The organism is Nocardia sp. NPDC003726, assembly GCF_053586955.1.
Window position 1 is genome coordinate 174126 of sequence record NZ_JBSFNF010000008.1, and the last position, 20876, is coordinate 195001.

Below are 20876 nucleotides of genomic sequence, written 5' to 3' on the forward strand. Positions count from 1 at the left end.
CGCCACGAGCGGCGTGCCCGTGAGCGGGACGGGATCGTCGTCCCGCGAGCACGACGAGCGGCGGCTCGCGTGGGTGTACCTGTCGCGGGTGGTGCAGGGCCCGTGTGCGCCGCTGTCGGCGCTCATCGAGTCGGTCGGGGTGGTCGAAGCGGCGCGTGCCGTTCGGGAGTGCGCGCTCCCCGAACCGCTTCGCGGGCCAACGCAGCAGCGGCGCGCCGTCGACGTCGCGGCGCGGGACCTCGAACTCATGGATCGGATCGGCGGACGCGTGGTGACGCCGGACGACGCGGAATGGCCGGCCTGGCGCATGCTCGGCCTCGCCCAGCTGGAGCCGGGCAAGGATCGCGACGGCGCTCTACCGCTGGTGCTGTGGGTGCGCGGCCCACGCTCGCTGCTGGAGTCCACTGAACGCGCGGTGGCGGTGGTCGGGGCGCGGTGCAGTACCGGCTACGGCAACCGGGTCACGGGGGAGATCGCGGGAGACCTCGCCGCGCAGGGCTGGACCATCGTGTCCGGAGCGGCGTTCGGCATCGACGGCATGGCACACCGGGCGGCGCTGGCGGTGGATGGGCGCACGATCGCCGTGCTGGCCTGCGGCATTGACCGGCCCTACCCGGCCCAGCACGAGCGCCTGCTGACCGATATCGCCGAAACCGGTTTGGTGGTCAGCGAATACGCGCCCGGTGTCACCGCGCAGAAGCATCAGTTCCTGGCCCGCAACCGCTTGATCGCCGCTCTCGCCGACGGCGTGCTCGTCGTCGAGGCGGGGCTGCGCAGCGGCGCGCGGAACACCGTCAAATGGGCCCGCCGCATGGGCCGCCCCGCCTTGGCCGTGCCGGGTTCGGTGACCTCGGCCGCTTCGGTGGGCTGTCATCGCATGATCCGCGACGGCGAAGCCCTGCTGGTGACAAGGGCCGAGGAAGTCGCCGACGAGGCGGGGCCGTTGCGTCTGTCGGTCCCCGAAGCGGCGGCATCGGGCGGTAACCCGGAGGATCGGCTGACCGGAGACGAGGCGCTGGTCTTCGAAGCGCTGCCCGGAATCGGCTCGCGACTGCCGCTGGAGGTGTCGCGGCAGTGCGGAGTGCCGCTTCCTGTGGTTCGCGCGACCTTGTCCGCTCTGGAATTGGCAGGTCTGGTGGTCAGTGACGAAAGCGGTTGGCACCGAAGGGCGCGGCGCCGATGAATGTGTTCGGCGCGGTCGCTTGCCATCCGGATCGCGGGTGGGGACGGTGGAGGCATGGAAGAACTGCCCGAAGATCTGGAAGCGCTGCTGGCGGAGTACGGCAGGCATCTGCGGCTCGGGCGCAACCGTTCGGAGCACACGGTGCGCGCGTACCTGGGGGACGCACGATCTCTGCTGGAGCATCTGTACACGCGGTCGGCGGATTCGGCGATCCGCGAGCTGGACCTGATGTTGCTGCGTTCGTGGCTGGCCCGGCAAGCCGCCGCGGGCGCGGCGCGAACCACCGTGGCACGGCGGGCGTCCTCGGCGCGCACGTTCACCGCTTGGCTCACCCGGACCGGTCGGCTTCCGGTCGACCCCGGGCTGCGGCTGGGTTCGCCGAAAGCGCATCGCGTGCTGCCCGCCGTGCTCGGGCGGCAACAGGCGCTCGGCGCCATGGACGCGGCGGAATCCGGTGCGGCGCAGCGTGACCCGATGGCGTTGCGCGACCGGGCGATCGTGGAATTGCTGTACGCCACCGGCATCAGGGTCAGTGAGTTGTGCGGGTTGGACATCGAAGACGTGGACCGCGAACGGCGCGTGGTGCGTGTGCTCGGCAAAGGCAACAAGGAGCGTTCGGCGCCGTTCGGCGCGCCTGCGGACGAGGCGGTCGGTAACTGGCTGCGCTACGGACGCCCCGCCTTCGCCACCGCGGAGTCCGGTCGAGCGCTGTTGCTGGGCCGCCGCGGGAGGCGCTTGGACCAGCGTCAGGCCAGAACGGTCGTGCACGAGGTGGTCTCGGCCATCCCCGGTGCGCCGGACGTGGGTCCGCACGGTCTGCGGCACACCGCCGCGACCCACCTGCTCGAGGGCGGCGCCGACCTGCGTGTGGTCCAGGAACTGCTCGGACACGCGAGCATGGCCACCACCCAGCTCTACACCCACGTCTCCATCGACCGGCTCAAGAAGGTGCACGACCAAGCCCACCCACGCGCCTGACCAACGCTTGGTGACCGCCAGTGCGTCGTACCTCTGGAAGGTCGCCCACAACGGCGGTGCGACCTCGATCGAGTGCGTCGCGTCCGCATTGGCCGCTCGCGATGTCCTGCGACAACGTCAACGCGTTGCGGTCGCCGGTTCCGCCCAAGCGGAGGACGCCGTCACCACGGCGTCTGCCTACGAAGCGAGTAGGGCTACGTGCGCCGATGTGCAACCCGTGGGCTCATGGACTGACGTAGTAGTGCATCCAAGCCTCTCGCCCGTCCGTGGTCCGCCAGCCGCCAGGCCCGCTGTGCACCTGCCGCCAACCGTGCCTCTCGTACATGGCTATCGCTGCCGCACTGCCGGAGGTCACCGTCAGCACGGCACGCTGCCCCCGGCTCGCGGCCATGCGCACGGCCTCGGTGAGCAGCAGCGAACCCACCCCTGCCCGGCGCGCCCAAGGGACGACATACAACCGGATCACCGAGACGACAGTCTCCGCACCGGCTGATGCGCGCACGACCTCCGGCATGCCCCCGCTCGCGCCGAGTGCGGCGTGTCCGACCACGGTCGCGTCGCGCTCGGCGACGACGGCCGCGAGGAGTTTGGGCGGTGACAGCCAGCCTGCCGGGTCCGCGGGCCAGGCGTCCGGGTACCGGTCGTTGTCATGGACCTGTCGCAGTGCCGCGGCGCAGGCGACGAGGTCGCTGTCGGTGCGCGGTCGAATGATGACGCTCACCCGGACCATTCTGACTGCCCGTGGCTGGAGGCAGTCTTATTCAGACCGAGCGGTTGGATTTTGCACCGTTGTCGTGCGCTGCGGTCCGATACTGCCTCGCTCACGCAGCGAAGTAGTCGAATATGCATGTGATCGGCGCCGAGAAAGCGCACTCTTGAGGTAGCGAATCAGTGCCCGCAGTTCACGGCCTACTTCGAGTGGGAAGACGAGCGATGTCTACGTCCAGCGGACCACAGGCCCTGCGTCGCGAACTGTACCCATTGGTGGGGCAGTCCGCGTGGCGCCACTCGGCCCTTGCTTCCGCCTCGCCTCAGCCCGCGGCATCCGACGGGGCGCGTGAGATCTCCCTCGACGGCGGCGCGTCCAAAATGACGATCGGGCGGTCCGTCGCGGCCGACATCATCGTCAATTCCGATCCCACCGTATCCCGGCTGCACGCCATTCTGGAGCGGGTGGGCGGCTGCTGGATCATCGTCGACGACGGATTATCCAAGAATGGGACATTCGTCAATGGCGAACGTGTGGGCGGACGGCGGAAACTCGGCTCCGGCGATACTATTCGCGTGGGTCGATCGGTATTCGTCTTCCGTGCCGACGAATCCTTCGACGGGGAATTGACTCTCGCCCATTCACCGCTGCCGACCCGTAGCTCGCTGACACCGGCTCAGTACGTGGTTCTGGAGGCGCTGTGCCGTCCCTACGACGCGCGCGACGCGTATTCGTATCCCGCCTCCAACCGGCAGATCGCGGACGATTTGTGTCTGAGTCTGTCCACGGTCAAGACGCATATGCGGGCGCTGTTCCGAATATTCCAGGTGGAAGCCTTACCTCCCAACCAGAAGAGGCTGTTTCTGGTCGAACGCGCTATCGAATTCGGCATAGTCGCCGACCAGGAGAGGTAAGGCTCCGGTAGAAAGGAAGAAATCCGGTCAGATCGGCTGGAAACCGGCTCCGGCGCCGCCGCGTGCGTTCACGTCGGCGACGATCGCGGTGATATCGGTGCCGAGCTGCGGTCCCAGGCACGGCACCGCCAAGTAGCCGTTGACCATGCCGACGAGCGTCGTCCCCACCACGAGCGGAGCTCCCGAGTCACCTTCGACGACACACGTCTGGGTCCATGTGGCATCGGCGCCCGCGAACATGTCGCCATAAGCGGGCCCGCAGGTCCGGCCGGTGGTCCTTCCTTCCTTGCAGACGGTGTCCGGTGGGCGGGCCGGCCCGCCCAATCCGGTGATGGTGGTTCCTCCCACCTGGTTGACCGGCGTCACCTTCCCCGGATCGAATTCGATGACGGAAAAGTCCATGTCGCCGCTGGCGTACACGACAGTGCCGACGGTACCGGCGTCGCGATCGCTCTCCGGGACGATGGCGGCATTCGCCTCGCCGCAATGCGCCGCGGTGAACCCGACCAGCCTGCCGCCGGCGTCGCGTCCGATCGTGGTGAGCGTGCAGATGTTCTGACCGCCGACGACGATGCCGGAGCCGCCACCCAGAACGGATGGCGCTGCGGCCTGCGCGGTCCCAGGTGCTCCGAACGGCGCCGTCATCGCGGCGAGTGCCGCCGCGGCGCCAACGAGTTTCCTGAACTTGGTCATCCGGTAATTCAACCGCACTCCTCGGCCCGTCACCGCGGATTCCCGGATGTTCACCGGCCCGTTGTCCGGCGGGACCGGAATCGAATTCTCGTCGGCACGCGAGAAGCGCCCCGGGGCTCCTGGCCTGCCCGAGGCGCTCTCGTGTTCCATGCGCTTCCGGCGAAACGCGATCAGGCGGCGCAAATGGCCACGGTAACCGCGTTGACCACCGGCGGAAGCAGCAACAGAGGAGCACAGAAAATGCCCAGCGGCCAAATCAGACCCAGTGTCGCGGGCTCGACTTGCACGGGTACCGGATGATCCGCCACCTGCATCGGCCCCGGTGATACGTCGGGAGCTGCGGAAGCGAAACCCGAACCAAGGGCGATGATCGGTGCGAGCGCTACCGCCGCTGCCGTTACACGCATTTTGTTCGTGATCATGATGTCTCCAGTGGTTGATTGCTTCACCAGCCCTCGTTGGTTGAAGGCCTCAGTGTGAACACACTCACAACTCTTCTCGAAGCGCGCGCGAGAGACCATCAACCTCGGGGTCGGAATCATTCATCCCGGGGGAATCGGGGAGACATCGGAATCGCTATTCTGCACGATTCCGCGCGCACGGAATGCGGCTTTCGAGTTCTGGCGAGACCGCGCCGGACCGAGGAGGACTCCCGGTCGGCACGGCCCCGCCGCAACGATCAGCCGTGCGCTACCGGGGCCGGCTCCGGCTCTCCGGCGGGCTGCGGACGCCGGGCGCGCAGCAGGACCGCACCGAGCACGGCGGCGGCGATGCTGAATCCGGCGCTGATCCACGCGCCGGTGGACATGGCGGTGGTGAAGGCGTCCTTGGCGGGCTCGATGTAGCCGAGCTGGAAGGCGGCGCCGATGGATTCCCGCGCCGCGTCCGGCGCGTCGGCGGGCATGTTCGAAGTGAACACACCGGCCAGCACGCTACCGAGCACCGCGATGCTGATCGCCATGCCGACTTGCTGGATCGTGTCGTTCATCGCCGAGCCGACGCCCGCGTGCTCCAGCGGAATCGCGCCCATGATGGCGGCATAGGCCGCCGGACCCGCCAGGCCGCCGCCGACACCCATCACCAGCATGCTGACCAGTACCCACAGATAGCCGCTGCCCATCGCGAGGATGCCGAAGGCCACGCCCATGACGAGCAGGCCGGACACGACGAGCGTCTTGTTGCTCAGGGTCTTGCCGAGCGTCGCGCCGAGGCCGTTGCACACCGCGGCGGCCACGGCGTACGGCAGCAATGCCAGCCCGGCCTTCATCGGGCCGTAGCCGAGCACGAACTGCAGGTACTGGGTGAGCATCAGCATGACCGCACCCATGCCGAAGACCATCAGCAGCAGGGTGAGGCAGGTGCCGGTGAAATCGCGGCTGCGGAACACGGCCAACGGCAGCATCGGATGCGCCGATCGGCTCTCCCATATGACGAAGGCGGTCGCCGTGACGGCGGCCAGCGCGAGCACGCCGAGGTTCCACTCCCGTTCGATGATCACGTAGACCGTCGCGCTCAGCGCCACGACGGACAGCACGACGCCGACGAGGTCGATCGGCCGCTGCTCACCGGTGGTCTCCGGCATCAGCACGACGGCCGCGACGATCGCGAGCACCGCCACCGGGATGTTGAGCAGGAACACCGAACCCCACCAGTAGTGCTGGAGCAGGAAGCCGCCGAGGGTGGGTCCGGCCACGATGCCGACCATGGAGACCGTCGACCACGCCGCCATCGCCGTGCGACGTTCGTCCTCGGCGAAGGTGGTCATCAGGATCGACAGCGTCGAGGGCATCAACAGCGACCCGCCGACGCCCATCGCGACGCGGGCGGCGACGACCTGCCACGGTTCGGTCGCCAGCACGGCGGCCAGCGAGGCCACCCCGAAGACGGCGAGCCCGGTGATCAGCGCTCGTCGCCTGCCGAACCGGTCGGACAGGCTGCCCGCGGTGAGCAGCAGCCCGGCGAAGACCAGCACGTAGGCGTCCAGGATCCACTGGACATCCGACGGTGTCGCGCCCAGCTCCCGGATCAGCGAGGGAATGGCGAGATTCAGCACGGTGCTGTCGAGCATCAGCACCAGCAAGGACAGACAGAGGACCCCCAGGACCCACCAGCGACGGGGGTCTCGCACAATGTTCGATTCCACTCGCACAGCGTACGAGAATCTCGAACAGTGTGCGAGCGATTATAAGATCGTGTTGTGACCAAGCAGTTCGCGTCGGTATGGACCAAGCAGACCCGCCAGCCCAAGTCGCCTGGGCTGCGCCGCGAGCAGATCGTCGCGGCGGCCGTGGAGATCCTCGACGCCGAGGGGCTGGAATCGCTGAGCATGCGCAAGCTCGGCGCGAAACTGGGTGCGGGGGCGACCAGTCTCTACTGGCACGTCTCCAACAAGGACGAGCTGCTCGAATTGGTGCTCGACGAGTTCTGGGGTCTGGTCCGGACGCCTGAGCCGGAGCAGGCGTCCTGGCGGGAACTGCTGAACACCTTCGCCTACAGCCTGCGCGCGTCCATCAGAGAACATCCTTGGATGGCGTCGCTGGTGGGGCAGCTGCCCAGCATCGGCCCGAACTCGCTGCGTTTGAGCGATCGGCTGCGCCGCGCGTTCGTCCAGGCGGGGTTCCATGGCGTGGACATCTATCTGGCCAGCGGGACGGTGATGTGTTTCGTGCTCGGTCAGGTGATTCCCGAGATCGCCTGGGACAAAGTGTCCAAGGGTATGGAGATCGACGCCGACGGCGTGCTGCGCGTGATGGAGGATGTGGCCGGCGACTATCCCGAGATGCTCGCCGACTACCGGGCGACCGTGCCGACCGATAGTGAGGCCGCGCGGGCGATGGCCTTCGACTTCGGTCTGCTCTGCGTTCTCGATGGGCTGGAAGCCCGCTTGCGCAACGTGTCCGGACCCGGCCGGCAGTCGCGGGCGGCGGGATCTCCCGCCGGTGACGCCGGTCGATCTTGAAACAGGTTCTTGTTGGGCGGAAACGACTACAGAACCGTATCGGGTCGATAAATTGGAACGTGTTCCATACCGAAGATGCGGCGGAAGGATACCGCGGGCAACGCGGCGCCGACGCGCGGAAAGGCGTCTACGTGAGCACCCATACCGTTCTCGGCCGAGAGGTGCGCATGCCGGTTCGCATCCGGCTGGCGCACGCGTTCATGGCCACCTACCTGGTGCCCGCCGAGCCGGCGCAGCGCCTCATCGACTATTCCGGCCTGCGGATTCTGCGGCTTCCGGGCGGACGGGCGATGTGCACCCTGGTCTTCGTGGACTACGTCGACGGCGATCTGGGCCCCTACAACGAGTTCGGCGTCTCGTTCATGGTGCGCCACCACACCGCGGGAGCGGCATCCGGAATCGGTGATCTGCGGGCGCTGACGACCGGGCGGGCCGGCGTTCTGATCCACAAGCTGCCGGTGGACGGCGACTTCACCTTGGCCGCAGGGCGCGGCATCTGGGGCTTCCCGAAGGAGCTCGCCGAATTCGCGGTCGATCACGACGGCCCGGCGCGCAGCGGCGCGCTGCACCAGAACGGCCGGCTGATCGCGGATCTCACGGTGCGGCCCGGGTTCACGACCCCGAACCGCCGCGCCACCGCATCCTCGTTCGACGCCTACTCGCACATCGACGGCGTCACCCGCTGTACGCGCTGGGAGATGCGGCCCTCCGGCATGCGAGCGCGTTTCGGCGGGGCGGAACTGACGCTGGGCGACCATGCCATCGCCGCGGAACTCCGGTCGCTCGGGCTGCCGCGGCGGGCGCTGATGTGCTCGTCCGTCGCGCGGTTGGCGATGACGTTCGAAGACGCGATCGCGATCTGACGTCCCTGCCGCATAACCTCCCGGTCACGGGCGGGCCTGGCAGGTGGACGGTCCGGCGCGGCGGCGGTTAGCCTGACGTAGCGGATCGTTAGCCAACGCTCTACGTCATGGAGTGGGCCCGTGGTCGTCGCCGATCGGACCTGTGCTGCTGAAGAGGCTGGTGAGCTGTGGATGTCGGGCGATGTCGAGCACCTTCGGGGAGCGATTCGCCCTCCGTCATGCGCCCCTTCCCTTCGGTTGCTGGGTTGTTCGGGAGAGTTCGAGTGTTCGGCCCGCCGTCCGGACCATCCGCTAGCCGGCATGCTCACCTGGACAGCGTTTCCCGCGCGCGCAGCGGGATCAGCGGCGTTCCCGTCGCCGGTGATGATGGGCCGCGAGCTTCCCCGATCCCCACTAGCGTGGTGCGTCGTGACCACCGTGCAGTCCGGCGTCCACCCGCGCATCGGAACACCGCCTGGCGCGACGGCATGCCTGCCACCCGAGCGGGCAGGCCGCGCGAGGCGTTGGTTTCCGGACACCCGCTGTCGTTCGACCCGAACCGAGTCGGCGTGACGCTGCCGAACCCAGGAGCCGAGCCGGAAGAGGACGACGAGGAACTCGACTACCGCTTCACGCTGGCCAACGAGCGCACCTTCCTGGCTTGGATGCGGACCTCGCTGGGACTGCTGGCCGGTGGCGTCGCGGTGCACACCCTGGTCCAGTCGTTCCGGATCGCGGGATTGCGGCGCGCGATCGCGCTCAGTTGCCTGGTCTTGGCGGCGGTAACCGCGATCGGCGCCTACGGGCATTGGCGGCGCATCGGCGTGGCCATGCGCCGCGGCGACGCGCTGCCGGAGACGGTCCTGGTGCCGATCCTGTCGGCGGGCATCGCGATCGTCTCGGTGCTGGCGGCGGTGGCGGTGCTGCTGCGGTGAGCGCGCCACATCTGGCCGCCGAACGCACCGCACTGGCGTGGCGGCGCACCGCCGTGTCGGCGATGGTCGTCGGCACCCTGTTCATCCATCAGGCGCTCGGCAGCGGATGGCGCGCGGCGGCGATCGCGCCCATCGGCGGTGCGATCGCGATGGCGGCGCTGACGGGAGCCTGCTACCTGCGCAACCGCGGTCTTCGCCGGGGCCGCTACGCCCACGGCGGCCGCGTCGTCGCCGCGACCGCCGCCGCGGTGGTCGCGGTCGCACTGGCCGCGGCGGCGGCCGGTTTCCTCGAACCGCTGCCATGACCGGGTGGCGGCCGAGCAAGGTTGGCCGAGACGACAGGAGGACGACAATGTGCACAGCGAGCGAGCCGAGCGGTTTCATCGTCGCGGAGCACGAACGTGCGGCCGCCGCACTGCCGTTCGGCGACACGACCGATCCGGCCGACGCCGATCGCGGTTTCATCGCCGCGCTCGATCCCGGGGTGATCACCTCCGAAGACGGCACCGTCGTGTGGGACAACGACTCCTACTCGTTCCTGCGCGAGCCTTGCCCGGTCTCGGTCCATCCGAGCCTGTGGCGGCAATCCGGGCTCGCGGTGCGACAGGGGCTCTACGAGGTCTGTGAGGGCATCTACCAGATCCGCGGTTTCGACATCTCGAATATGACGCTGGTCGAGGGTGATACCGGGGTGCTGGTGATCGATCCGCTGATCTCGGTGGAGACCGCGGCGGCCGGTCTCGCGCTCTATCGCGCGCATCGTGGCGACCGCCCCGTGACCGGGCTGATCTACACCCATTCCCATGCCGACCATTTCGGCGGGGCGTGCGGCGTCACCACCGCGGAGGCGGTGGAGGCGGGGCGCTGTCCGGTGCTGGCGCCCGCGGGCTTCCTGGAACACGCGGTGGCGGAGAACATCTACGCGGGCACGGCGATGGCCCGCCGGGCGGGATACATGTACGGTGCCGTGCTGCCGCGCGGGCCGCTGGGCGCGGTGGGCTCCGGACTGGGGCAGACCACGTCGGTCGGCACGGTCACGTTGATCCCGCCGACCGTCGACATCACCGCCACCGGCGAGGAGAAGACCATCGACGGCATCCGGATGGTCTTCCAGCTCACGCCCGGCACCGAGGCGCCCGCGGAGATGAATTTCCATTTCCCCGATCGCCGCGCGCTGTGCATGGCGGAGAACGCGACCCACACCCAGCACAATGTGCTCACGTTGCGCGGCGCGCTGGTGCGCGACGCGAACGTCTGGGCGAAATACCTGACCGAGGCGATCAACCTGTTCGCCCGTGACTCCGACGTCGTCTTCGCCTCGCACCACTGGCCGACCTGGGGCACCGACCGTCTGGTGGAATTCCTTTCGCTGCAACGGGATCTGTACGGGTACCTGCACGACCAGACCGTCCGCCTGCTGAACCAGGGCCACGTGGGCGCCGAGATCGCCGAAATGGTCACGCTGCCGCCCGCCATCGAGGAAGCCTGGCACGCGCGCGGCTACTACGGTTCGGTCAGCCACAACGTGAAGGCCGTCTACCAGCGCTACATGGGGTGGTTCGACGGCAACCCCGCGCATCTGTGGGAGCATCCGCCGGTCGAATCCGCCCGGCGCCATGTCGAGTTCATGGGCGGCGCGCAGGAGATACTGCGCAAAGCGCGGGCCTCCTACGACGCCGGGGACTACCGCTGGGTGGCGCAGGTGCTCAACTACGTGATCTTCGCCGATCCGGACAACGATGCCGCGAAACACCTGCAGGCCAGCACGTTCGAGCAACTCGGCTACGGCGCGGAGAACGCCACCTGGCGCAACTTCTATCTCAGCGGAGCCTACGAGTTGCGCTACGGCTCGTTCGGCACGCCGACCAAGAGCGATTCGCCGACCATGGTGGCGGCGCTGTCCGCCGACCAGATCTTCGACGCCTTGGCGCTGCGCGTCGACGGCCCGAAGGCGTGGAACCTCCGGCTGGTGACCGACTGGATCCTCACCGACCAGGACCGCACCCACCGGCTCGAGTTGCGCAACGGCCGCCTCACCCACTTCGACGTCGCCCCTGGCATGGCCCTGCCGGAAGCCGACGCCACCTTCACGCTGAGCAAGGCCACCCTGATCCGGGTGTTGCTGGCCGGCGAAGACTTCGGCGTCGCCGCGGCGGCGGGCGACATCGTCATTGAAGGAGACGTCACCAAGCTCGCCGAACTGGCCGACATTTTCGACGCCCCCGACCCCGACTTCGCGATCGTCACGCCGTAGCCGGCTTGCGCTCATCTCGCCTGGTGTGTGCCGTCCGTCTTCAATCGGAGGTCGGCAACGTCGCGAGGTAGCGGCCCGCGACGAAGCGCTGGATCAGCCGCACCACGGGCCCGCCGAGCCGGGTGTACCAGGTGGCGGGGCGGGAGAAGGCCACGATCAGCCCGTACACCGTGTCGTCGGCGGCGTCGTACTCGACGGCGAACAGTTCCTCGCCGGAGGCCGGGTGGCCCGGCAGGGTCCCGTAGGCGAAGCCCCGCCGGTCGGGTTCGTCGAGGACGTACACCACGCGGCACGGCGCGATGATCCCGAACGGACCGAGACCGAGCCGCACGGTGATCGCGGTGCCGGGCTCGGCCGTCGGTGTATCCGCGGATCGGAAGATTCCCGTGCCCTTCTGCACGCCGTAGGCCAGGATCTCCGCGCCTGCCCGCTCGAACAGCGCGCGCCCCCGCCCGATGCGTCGCCGCAGCCTGAGCCCGTGATAGCCCTCCGGAGGCGCACCCCGGGTCGCGCCGAGTTCGGAGTACGTGAACGGCTCCAGCCCATCCGCCATGACCTGATCTTCACCCCGGCCCCCGCGGTCTGGCCACCCTTCACCGCCGACACGCCGGGAGACGAGGTCACCGACCGACGCGCAGCCGATCGTCCGGCGCCGGAAGCGGGACGCACCGGTTTGAGCCGCAGGGGACCGAGGCGAAGCAGCCCGAGCGGATCCAGATACTCGCGGTTGCGGCTACCGCGCTCGACGCGGGCTCCCCAGTGCAGACATGCCGCCACGCATCCTGGGTGCCCGGCCTCCAGCGTGCCGATCCGGGCGCCTCGTCCGACCCGTCTGCCCTCGGGGACTTCGGCGAGCACGGGCTCGTAGGTCGTGCGCAGCCCGCCGGGGTGGTCGATGGACACGACATGCTTGTCGGCCACCGTTGCGGCGAAAACGACGATCCCGTCCCCCGCCGCGAGCACGGCTTGGCCCTCGGCACCGGCCAGATCGACCCCGCGATGCCCCGGTAGCCAGTTCCGCGCCGGTTTGTCGAAGTGCCGCATGACCGCGGGGCGCGGTTGCAGCGGCCAGTCGAATCGTCCTTCGGGCCGGGCGGTCGCGACCGGTATCGTCGCGACGATCGCGGCGATGCCGAGAGCCAGCGCCGAGGACAGGCGCCGACCACGCCGTAAGACCTTGGTCATGCGTGCCGGGCCGGCGGATCCGACTACGCGCCGCAGCGGGGCGCGAGCGGTGCGCACAGGTCGCTACCGGGGGCGGAAGGCGTCTCACGCTGCTCGTCCCCGCCGAGTCCGGATTGCCGGAAGTGGAGCGGCGCGTGCCGCAGCAGGTGGGACAGCGATGGCAGGCACGCCGAACCCGTGCACGCCCCGGGCGCGGGTTTCGCGGCAGGAGTGTCGGCCCCGACCGGCGGCGCGGTCGCTACACCGAGCACGAAGAACAGCGGGACGAAAAAGGTGGTGGCAGTGGAAATCGGTTTCATGACTCCACCCTTGCGCGGTCGCGGCCTCGCCGATGGTTCGATCCGCGGACTGGGGATAACCGGCCCGACTGTGAAAAGCCGCCGTTCCGCCTGGTCGCAGCCGTCCGACGGGACCGATTTAGATCTGGTGCCCGGAGGTCGTAAACTGATCGGGCGGTCTGTGCGTGCATGGACCGACTTCGCGCGCCACCCGTGCTTGTTCATAGCGGCGCTGTTCGAATCGAACTCGAGATCATTGGGTTCGCGGCAGCGTGTTCGGAACAGGGAATCGCCGGCTGGTCCCCACCTCCGTGGTCGGGTCCGACGATTCGGTGGCGCCAGGGCAGCGGATCGCCGATTCGCTGCGTCAACCGGCAACGAAAGAGAGATACGGGAGCCATGGCTGTCGTAACCATGAAGCAGCTGCTCGACAGCGGCGCGCACTTCGGACACCAGACCCGGCGCTGGAACCCGAAGATGAAGCGGTTCATCTTCACCGACCGCAACGGCATCTACATCATCGACCTGCAGCAGACGCTGACCTACATCGACAAGGCCTACGAGTTCGTCAAGGAGACCGTCGCCCACGGTGGCACCGTCCTCTTCGTCGGCACCAAGAAGCAGGCCCAGGAGTCGATCGCGGCCGAGGCGACTCGCGTCGGGATGCCCTACGTCAACCAGCGCTGGCTGGGCGGCATGCTCACCAACTTCTCCACCGTGCACAAGCGTCTGCAGCGCCTCAAGGAGCTCGAGGCCATGGAGCAGACCGGTGGCTTCGAGGGTCGCACCAAGAAGGAAATCCTCATGCTCACGCGTGAGATGAACAAGCTGGAGCGCACCCTCGGCGGTATCCGCGACATGCAGAAGGTGCCCTCGGCCATCTGGGTCGTCGACACCAACAAGGAGCACATCGCCGTCGGCGAGGCGCGCAAGCTGAACATCCCGGTCATCGCGATCCTGGACACCAACTGCGACCCCGACCTGGTCGACTACCCGATCCCTGGCAACGACGACGCGATCCGTTCCGCCGCCCTGCTGACCAAGGTCGTCGCCTCCGCGGTGGCCGAGGGTGTGCAGGCGCGCGCCGGTATTTCCTCGGGCGACGAGAAGCCGGAGGCGGGCGCGGGCGAGCCGCTGGCCGAGTGGGAGCAGGAGCTGCTCGCGCAGGCCGCCCCCGGCGCCGAGGCCGCCGAGACTTCGGCCGAAGCCTCGGCCGAAGCCTGAGACTCGTCACCACCGCGGCGTGAGCGAACGGTCCCGGAGGCAGTAGCCTGCGCACCCACGCGGGGCCCGTGCACGCCGCGGTCGGGCACAGTTCCGGCGGCGTTCACGGGCGAGTGCCATCGTGATCGCCGCTGCCAAAACTCACACTTCTCCGAAGGAGGCTCGCCGAGAATGGCGAACTACACCGCTGCCGATGTGAAGCGGCTCCGGGAGCTGACCGGCTCCGGCATGATGGACTGCAAGAACGCGCTGGCCGAGACCGACGGCGACTTCGACAAGGCCGTCGAGCTGCTGCGCATCAAGGGCGCCAAGGACGTCGGCAAGCGTGCCGAGCGCACCACCGCCGAAGGCCTGGTCGCCGCCAAGGACGGCGTCATGGTCGAGATCAACTCCGAGACCGACTTCGTCGCCAAGAACGCGGAGTTCCAGCAGCTGGCCGAGCAGGTCGTCACCGCGGCTGCGGCGGCGAAGCCGGGCGACCTGGACACGCTGAAGGCGCTGGACCTCGGCGGCAAGACCGTCGACGAGGCCGTGCAGGCGCTCGCCGCGAAGATCGGCGAGAAGCTGGAACTGCGCCGCGTCATCTCGCTGGACGGCCCGGTCGCCATCTACCTGCACAAGCGTGCCTCCGACCTGCCGCCCGCCGTCGGCGTGCTGGTCGAGTACACCGGTGAGGGCGACGCAGCGGCCGAGGCCGCCCGCGCCGCCGCCATGCAGGTCGCCGCGCTCAAGGCCAAGTACGTGACCCGCGACGAGGTTCCGGCCGACGTCGTGGAGAACGAGCGCCGCATCGCCGAGCAGACCGCTCGCGAGGAGGGCAAGCCGGAGGCCGCGCTGCCGAAGATCACCGAAGGCCGGGTCAACGGCTTCTTCAAGGACGTCGTGCTGCTCGAGCAGCCGTCGGTCACCGATTCCAAGAAGACCGTCAAGGCGCTGCTGGACGAGGCCGGTGTCACCGTCACCCGCTTCGCCCGCTTCGAGGTCGGCGCGAACTGAGTTTCGCCGCACCTCCAGCGTGCAGGCCCCCCGCCGACCGAACGAACGCCGGTTGACGGGGGGCCTTCTGCTGCCGCTCCAACCGAATAAGGCAGGATGGGTGCCGCTCTGCCTTGCTCTACGTCACAGGCGCCTGCCGTGCGCAACGAATCGCCGCAAGAACGACAATCCCTCGCCGAAGGAGACTGGAGACCCATGACGGACCCGGGGACCGATCGCCCAGGATATCGCCGGGTGCTGCTGAAACTCGGCGGGGAGATGTTCGGCGGCGGGAAGGTCGGACTCGACCCGGACGTCGTGCAGACGGTGGCCGAGCAGATCGCCGAGGTGGTCGCCACCGGCGTCCAGGTGGCCGTGGTGATCGGCGGCGGGAACTTCTTCCGCGGCGCCGAACTCGAGGAGCGCGGCATGGAACGCGCGCGCTCGGACTACATGGGCATGCTCGGCACGGTGATGAACAGCCTTGCGCTGCAAGACTTCCTGCAGCAGCAAGGCGTGGACACCCGGGTGCAGACCGCGATCACCATGGGTCAGGTCGCCGAGCCCTACCTCCCGCTGCGCGCCAAGCGGCACCTGGAGAAGGGCCGCGTGGTCATCTTCGGAGCTGGCATGGGCATGCCGTACTTCTCCACCGACACCACCGCCGCGCAGCGCGCACTGGAGATCGGCGCGGACGTGGTGTTGATGGCCAAGGCGGTCGACGGAGTGTTCACCGCCGACCCGCGCGTCGACGAGACCGCGACCATGTACACCGAGATCACCCACAAAGAGGTCATCGAGCGCGACCTCAAGGTCGCGGACGCGACCGCCTTCAGCTTGTGCATGGACAACCAGATGCCGATTCTGGTGTTCAATTTGTTGACCAAGGGCAATATCGCCCGCGCGGTCGCCGGTGAGAAGATCGGCACACTGGTTCGGTCCTGATACCCGCCGACCGCGGATCATGACATGACGACGCTGTGGAGGAAACGGTCGTGATTGAAGAAGCGCTCTTCGACGCCGAGGAGAAGATGGAGAAGGCCGTCTCGGTGGCGAAGGACGATCTCGGAACCATTCGTACCGGTCGGGCGAATCCGGGCATGTTCTCCCGGGTCGTGGTCGACTACTACGGCTCGCCGACCCCGATCACCCAGATGTCCAGCATCACGGTGCCGGAGCCGCGCATGGTCGTGATCAAGCCCTACGAGGCGGCTCAGCTGGGGCCCATCGAGACCGCGATCCGCAACTCGGATCTGGGCGTCAACCCCACCAACAACGGCGACATCATCCGGATCTCGGTGCCGCAGCTGACCGAGGAGCGCCGCCGTGAACTCGCCAAGCAGGCGAAGGGCAAGGGCGAGGACGCCAAGGTCGCCATCCGCAACGTCCGTCGCAAGGCAATGGACGAACTGGCCCGCATCCAGAAAGATGGCGAGGCAGGCGAGGACGAGGTCGGGCGTGCCGAGAAGGAGCTCGACAAGACCACCGCCAAGTATGTCGGCCAGGTGGACGAACTGGTCAAGCACAAGGAAGCCGAACTGCTCGAGGTCTGACGCGGATCGGTCGGCACGCGGGACCGGGCCCGGAGGAGGCCCAGGTCACCGCGAGTGCCGCCGGTGATTGCGCCGAGGCCCACCCGGGCGGGGGACGAACGGAACGACGAGTTGAGCGACGGGACAATCGTGGCCGAGAACGCCGCCGCGACCGGTGCGGCAGAGGAGCCGCCGGTGAACGGGACAGCCGATGCGATGCGACAGCACGCGCACGATGCTGATGCTTCCGGTCATGAACCGCTAAGCAGCCCCGCGAATCCTGCCGCGGCGAATCCGGCTCCCGCGTCGAGCGGTTCACGCGCGGGTCGCAATCTGCCCGCCGCGCTGACCGTCGGCTTCGGACTCGGCCTCTCGCTGATCGCGATCCTGCTGTTCGTGCCGAAGGTGTTCATCGGCGTCGCGGCGGCCGGGGTCGGTGTGGCCACCTGGGAGGTCGCCAAGCGGCTGCGCGAGGCCGATGTGCTCGTTCCGCGGGTCCCGCTGATCGCAGGCGGCCAGGCGGTGTTCTGGCTGGGCTGGCCGTACGGCGCCAGCGGGGTGGCGGGCGCGTTCGCCGCGACCACGTTGATCTGCATGGTCTGGCGACTGTTCGACCACGGCTTGCGGACCGCACCGCGAAACTTCCTGCGCGACACCGCCATCACGGTGTTCACGCTGGCCTGGATTCCGCTGCTCGCCTCGTTCGCCACGCTGCTGCTGCTCGAACCGGACGGCAACCTGCGGGTGCTGACCTTCATGATCCTGGTGGTCTGCTCCGACGTCGGCGGTTATGTGGCCGGCGTGCTGTTCGGCAAGCATCCGATGGTGCCCTCGATCAGTCCCAAGAAGTCGTGGGAGGGCTTCGGCGGCTCGCTGGTGTTCAGCGTGATCGGCGGCCTGCTCACGGTGACGCTGCTGCTGGATGCCAACTCGATGATCGGCGTCGTCCTCGGCGTCGGCTTGGTGCTGGTGGCCACCTGCGGCGATCTGATCGAATCGCAGATCAAGCGGGAACTCGGCATCAAGGACATGGGCACGTTGCTGCCCGGCCACGGTGGCATCATGGACCGCCTCGACTCGATGCTCCCCTCGGCGTTCGTCTCCTGGCTGGTGCTGTCCACGCTGCTGTGAGCCCGCGCGTCACACCTTCTTGGCCGCGCGACGCAGCTGCAGGATGCGCACACCGCCCACCGAGGCCATGACGAGTGCGCCGCCGATCACCGACAGCAGCACGGTGACGCCGAGCGGCAGCGAGAAGTTCCAGAAGAAGAAGTGCACCTGGACCTGTTCGAGGTTCTGCACGATGAAGATCAGCAACAGCACCAGGATCAAGACGCCCGCGACGAGCCCGGTCCAGGCGTAACCGGTGCGCGAGGCAAGAGACTTCTTGACCGGGACGGCGGGCGGGACGCCCGGCGGCGTCGGGCGCTGACGCTGGGACAGATCCGGGTCCGGTTCCAGCGGGTGTTCGGGAGGCGTGGACATATCTCGATCATGGCCGACGGCCATCCCGCCCGCAGGTATTTCCTCGTGACGAACCGGGGGTGTCGAGCCGCCGCACGTGGTCGAGTGCGGGGGAGATTGCTCCGGATGGGAGAATGGAGAAACTATGACCGTCTCCCTGCCCCTGGTTTTCGACGCTCCGCGCCGCGGCATGCCGCCGCGTCATCTCGCCGACCTCGACGCCGAGGGCAGGCGCGCGGCCGTCGCGGAGCTGGGCCTGCCGAAATTCCGCGCCGATCAGATCGCCCGGCAGTACTACGCGCGTCTGCAAGCCGATCCTGCGCAGATGACGGATCTGCCCGCCGCGGTCAGGGAGAAGATCGGCGAAGCGCTGTTCCCGCCGCTGCTCGACGTGGTCAAGCATGTGGCCTGCGACGACGGGGAGACCCGCAAGACGCTGTGGCGCGCCGGCGATGGCACGCTGCTGGAGAGCGTGCTCATGCGCTATCCCGATCGGGCGACCCTGTGCATCTCCAGCCAGGCCGGTTGCGGCATGGCGTGCCCGTTCTGCGCCACCGGCCAGGGCGGGCTGAACCGCAACCTGTCCACCGCGGAGATCGTCGACCAGGTGCGGGCCGCGGCCGCCGCGCTGCGGGACGGGGAAGTGGCGGGTGGGCCGGGCAGGCTGTCCAACATCGTCTTCATGGGCATGGGGGAGCCGCTGGCGAACTACAAGCGAGTGGTCGCCGCGGTCCGCCGGATCACCTCGCCCGCGCCGGACGGCCTCGGGATCTCCCAGCGCAATGTCGTGGTCTCGACCGTCGGACTGGCTCCGGCCATCCGCAAACTGGCCGACGAGGGCTTGTCCGTCACGCTCGCGGTGTCGCTGCACACGCCCGACGACGAACTGCGCGACACCCTGGTTCCGGTCAACAATCGCTGGCCCGTCGCCGAAGTGCTCGACGCGGCCCGCTACTACGCCGACAAGACCGGCCGCCGAGTCTCGGTCGAATACGCGCTGATCCGCGACATCAACGACCACCCATGGCGCGCGGACATGCTCGGCGAGAAGCTGCACAAGGCGCTCGGCTCACGGGTGCACGTCAACGTCATCCCGCTCAACCCGACTCCGGGGTCCCAGTGGGACGCCAGCCCCAAGCCCGTCGAGCAGGAGTTCGTCCGCCGCGTGAATGCCAAGGGCGTGCCCTGCACGGTCCGCGACACCCGCGGCCAGGAGATCGCCGCCGCCTGCGGACAGTTGGCCGCGGAGAACTGAGCTACCTGGTCGGCGTGACCCCGGCTTGTCGCCGCTCGCTGACGGCGACGGTTGACGGACGCCCTACCCGCGGTTCTTCGCCGGACGGTTGGTCGCGGCGCGACGTTCGGCTTCCTTCGCCTTGATGCGCTCGTTCTCCGCGCGGACCGCGGCGTAGTTCTCCCGCTCGCGCACGAGCCACTCCGGCGGGTCGGCGAGCAAGGCGTCGATCTCGTCGACGGTGAGGTGGTCGGAGACCCCGGCGCGGGTCAGGCCGGTGTTGGAGACGCCGAGTTTGCGTGCCACCACATCGCGCGGAAACGGGCCGGTGCGGCGCAGTTCGGTGAGCCATTCGGGTGGATCGTTGCGCAGCGCGTCGAGCTGGGCGCGGGAGATCGGCGCGTTGCGGAACTCCTCGGGTGCGGCCGGAAGATAGATGCCGAGCTTGTCCGCCGCCGTCAACGGCTTCATCATCTGCGATTTCTGGTCCGGGCTCACCGGGCCAGCTTACTGGGCGGCGCGGCGGGGCCCGACTGTGCGGTGGCATACGCTTCCACGAATGAGCCGGTTGGAGTCGATCGATGTGGTGCGCCTGCGCTGGTTCGTCGCGGTCGCGCAGGAGTTGCACTTCGCGCGCGCGGCGAACTCGCTGCACATCTCGCGGCAGAAGCTCAGCCATACCGTCATCGACTTGGAGAACGAGCTCGGCACAAAGCTGTTCGTGCCGGGCGCGCAGCCGACCCAGCTCACCGATGAGGGGCGGGAGCTGCTGGAGCAGGCGCGCGAGATCATCGCCCGAGCCGAATCGGTGGCTCGGCGGGACGAGCCGGAGGTTCCGGCCCCCCTGCGGGTTGGTTTCGTGCCGGGTGTCACGGTGTCCAAGTGGACCCGGATCTGGGCCGAGCGGTTCCCGGACGTCCCACTCGAGGTGAGCGCGCTGGCGCAGGCGGATCAGGAAGCGGCTTTGCGCGCGGGCCGGGTGGACATGTGCTTCGTCCGGCTCCCGATCGACCGGGAAGGCATGAGCGCGATCCCGCTCTACCGGGAGGTTCCGGTCGTGGTGGTGCAGAAGGAGCACCCGCTGTCGGTGTTCGACGAGGTGCGCATGGCCGACCTGGCCGACGAGCGGCTGCAGGACACCTCGGACGTCGACGCGGTCGGCGGCGCACTGGAACTGGTCGCCGCGGCCGGTGGCGCGGCGATCGTGCCGCACTCGCTCGCTCGCCTGCATCACCGCCGCGACCTCGTCTACCGTCCGATGCTCGACATCCCCGACACCGAGGTCGCGCTGGCCTGGCCCGCCGATCGCACCACCGATCTGGTGGAGGATTTCATCGGGGTCGTCCGTGGCCGCTCCGAGCGCAGCTCCCGCGGCCAGGCCCGAGCCGAGAAGACCGAGCCGCGGAAGAAGGCCGCCGTCAAGAAGACCGGAGGGCGCCCGGCCCCGGCCAAGAAGCCCGCCCGGCGTCGCGGACGGTAGCCGGTCCGGCGGCGGCACGAACCGGCCCGGGTCCGCG

General features: G+C 68.6%; 23 protein-coding genes and 1 pseudogene. 15 read left to right on the top strand and 9 right to left on the bottom strand.

What is annotated here, in order from left to right:
• Positions 1-19 precede the first annotated feature (19 nt).
• Positions 20-1183, top strand: coding sequence for a DNA-processing protein DprA (dprA, locus tag ACWDMM_RS13600; protein WP_449937555.1), 1164 nt, complete (start codon positions 20-22; stop codon positions 1181-1183).
• A 54-nt stretch (positions 1184-1237) separates the two neighbouring features.
• Complete coding sequence (locus ACWDMM_RS13605; protein WP_195078717.1) at positions 1238-2161, top strand: tyrosine-type recombinase/integrase; 924 nt, start codon at positions 1238-1240, stop codon at positions 2159-2161.
• A 223-nt stretch (positions 2162-2384) separates the two neighbouring features.
• Here the strand turns inward: ACWDMM_RS13605 and ACWDMM_RS13610 are convergent, their stop codons facing one another.
• Entirely contained in the window at positions 2385-2882 is a 498-nt protein-coding gene (locus ACWDMM_RS13610) for a GNAT family N-acetyltransferase (RefSeq protein ID WP_323124213.1), read from the bottom strand.
• 263 nt (positions 2883-3145) lie between these two features.
• Between ACWDMM_RS13610 and ACWDMM_RS13615 the strand changes: the two genes are divergently transcribed.
• Positions 3146-3784, top strand: a complete 639-nt coding sequence (locus ACWDMM_RS13615) for an FHA domain-containing protein (RefSeq protein WP_449937558.1) — start codon at positions 3146-3148, stop codon at positions 3782-3784.
• A 27-nt stretch (positions 3785-3811) separates the two neighbouring features.
• On the opposite strand, the gene ACWDMM_RS13620 is transcribed toward ACWDMM_RS13615, so the two are convergent.
• The 3 genes from ACWDMM_RS13620 to ACWDMM_RS13630 all read right to left on the bottom strand — a co-directional run bounded on the left by ACWDMM_RS13620 (position 3812) and on the right by ACWDMM_RS13630 (position 6620).
• Positions 3812-4477 (bottom strand): serine protease, encoded by a 666-nt coding sequence (locus ACWDMM_RS13620; RefSeq protein ID WP_449937560.1) that lies wholly within the window; start codon positions 4475-4477, stop codon positions 3812-3814.
• Between the two features lie 170 nt (positions 4478-4647).
• A complete protein-coding gene (locus ACWDMM_RS13625) occupies positions 4648-4926 on the bottom strand; it encodes a hypothetical protein (RefSeq protein ID WP_195078719.1) in 279 nt (92 codons plus the stop codon).
• Positions 4927-5156: 230 nt separating this feature from the next.
• The gene (locus ACWDMM_RS13630) at positions 5157-6620 is read right to left on the bottom strand and encodes an MFS transporter (RefSeq protein WP_323124214.1); all 1464 of its coding nucleotides are present in this window, start codon (positions 6618-6620) and stop codon (positions 5157-5159) included.
• A 54-nt stretch (positions 6621-6674) separates the two neighbouring features.
• Here ACWDMM_RS13630 and ACWDMM_RS13635 point away from each other — a divergent pair, with 54 nt between their 5' ends.
• The 5 genes from ACWDMM_RS13635 to ACWDMM_RS13655 all read left to right on the top strand — a co-directional run bounded on the left by ACWDMM_RS13635 (position 6675) and on the right by ACWDMM_RS13655 (position 11467).
• Positions 6675-7436, top strand: a complete 762-nt coding sequence (locus tag ACWDMM_RS13635) for a TetR/AcrR family transcriptional regulator (RefSeq protein ID WP_357107653.1) — start codon at positions 6675-6677, stop codon at positions 7434-7436.
• A 131-nt stretch (positions 7437-7567) separates the two neighbouring features.
• The gene (locus ACWDMM_RS13640; RefSeq protein WP_195078936.1) at positions 7568-8299 is read left to right on the top strand and encodes an acetoacetate decarboxylase family protein; all 732 of its coding nucleotides are present in this window, start codon (positions 7568-7570) and stop codon (positions 8297-8299) included.
• A 548-nt stretch (positions 8300-8847) separates the two neighbouring features.
• Positions 8848-9213, top strand: coding sequence for a YidH family protein (locus ACWDMM_RS13645; protein ID WP_323124233.1), 366 nt, complete (start codon positions 8848-8850; stop codon positions 9211-9213).
• On the top strand, positions 9210-9518 hold the full coding sequence (locus ACWDMM_RS13650) for a DUF202 domain-containing protein (protein WP_195078722.1): 309 nt from the start codon (positions 9210-9212) through the stop codon (positions 9516-9518). Before ACWDMM_RS13645 ends, ACWDMM_RS13650 begins: the two co-directional genes overlap by 4 nt.
• Positions 9519-9565: 47 nt before the next feature.
• Entirely contained in the window at positions 9566-11467 is a 1902-nt protein-coding gene (locus ACWDMM_RS13655; protein ID WP_195078723.1) for an alkyl/aryl-sulfatase, read from the top strand.
• Between the two features lie 40 nt (positions 11468-11507).
• Here ACWDMM_RS13655 and ACWDMM_RS13660 read toward each other — a convergent pair whose 3' ends face one another.
• The 3 genes and pseudogenes from ACWDMM_RS13660 to ACWDMM_RS13670 form a co-directional block, all read right to left on the bottom strand.
• On the bottom strand, positions 11508-12020 hold the full coding sequence (locus ACWDMM_RS13660; protein ID WP_195078724.1) for a DUF1990 family protein: 513 nt from the start codon (positions 12018-12020) through the stop codon (positions 11508-11510).
• Between the two features lie 113 nt (positions 12021-12133).
• Positions 12134-12652 (bottom strand): annotated as a pseudogene (locus ACWDMM_RS13665) (M23 family metallopeptidase); the annotation flags it as partial.
• A gap of 23 nt (positions 12653-12675) precedes the next feature.
• On the bottom strand, positions 12676-12951 hold the full coding sequence (locus ACWDMM_RS13670) for a hypothetical protein (RefSeq protein WP_449937564.1): 276 nt from the start codon (positions 12949-12951) through the stop codon (positions 12676-12678).
• Between the two features lie 378 nt (positions 12952-13329).
• Between ACWDMM_RS13670 and rpsB the strand changes: the two genes are divergently transcribed.
• The 5 genes from rpsB to ACWDMM_RS13695 all read left to right on the top strand — a co-directional run bounded on the left by rpsB (position 13330) and on the right by ACWDMM_RS13695 (position 17792).
• Positions 13330-14154, top strand: a complete 825-nt coding sequence (gene rpsB, locus ACWDMM_RS13675) for a 30S ribosomal protein S2 (protein ID WP_195078726.1) — start codon at positions 13330-13332, stop codon at positions 14152-14154.
• A 171-nt stretch (positions 14155-14325) separates the two neighbouring features.
• Positions 14326-15150, top strand: a complete 825-nt coding sequence (gene tsf / locus ACWDMM_RS13680; protein ID WP_195078727.1) for a translation elongation factor Ts — start codon at positions 14326-14328, stop codon at positions 15148-15150.
• 195 nt (positions 15151-15345) lie between these two features.
• Complete coding sequence (gene pyrH / locus ACWDMM_RS13685; protein WP_039799499.1) at positions 15346-16074, top strand: UMP kinase; 729 nt, start codon at positions 15346-15348, stop codon at positions 16072-16074.
• 50 nt (positions 16075-16124) lie between these two features.
• Entirely contained in the window at positions 16125-16682 is a 558-nt protein-coding gene (frr, locus tag ACWDMM_RS13690; protein WP_195078728.1) for a ribosome recycling factor, read from the top strand.
• A gap of 195 nt (positions 16683-16877) precedes the next feature.
• The gene (locus ACWDMM_RS13695; RefSeq protein WP_397069173.1) at positions 16878-17792 is read left to right on the top strand and encodes a phosphatidate cytidylyltransferase; all 915 of its coding nucleotides are present in this window, start codon (positions 16878-16880) and stop codon (positions 17790-17792) included.
• A gap of 9 nt (positions 17793-17801) precedes the next feature.
• Here the strand turns inward: ACWDMM_RS13695 and ACWDMM_RS13700 are convergent, their stop codons facing one another.
• Positions 17802-18146, bottom strand: a complete 345-nt coding sequence (locus tag ACWDMM_RS13700; RefSeq protein WP_449937567.1) for a LapA family protein — start codon at positions 18144-18146, stop codon at positions 17802-17804.
• Positions 18147-18270: 124 nt separating this feature from the next.
• On the opposite strand from ACWDMM_RS13700, the gene rlmN reads away from it, so the two are divergent.
• Entirely contained in the window at positions 18271-19380 is a 1110-nt protein-coding gene (gene rlmN, locus ACWDMM_RS13705; protein WP_357107640.1) for a 23S rRNA (adenine(2503)-C(2))-methyltransferase RlmN, read from the top strand.
• Between the two features lie 63 nt (positions 19381-19443).
• Here rlmN and ACWDMM_RS13710 read toward each other — a convergent pair whose 3' ends face one another.
• Positions 19444-19857, bottom strand: coding sequence for a DUF5997 family protein (locus ACWDMM_RS13710; protein WP_195078731.1), 414 nt, complete (start codon positions 19855-19857; stop codon positions 19444-19446).
• A 61-nt stretch (positions 19858-19918) separates the two neighbouring features.
• On the opposite strand from ACWDMM_RS13710, the gene ACWDMM_RS13715 reads away from it, so the two are divergent.
• A complete protein-coding gene (locus tag ACWDMM_RS13715) occupies positions 19919-20839 on the top strand; it encodes a LysR family transcriptional regulator (protein ID WP_449937570.1) in 921 nt (306 codons plus the stop codon).
• Positions 20840-20876: the final 37 nt, after the last annotated feature.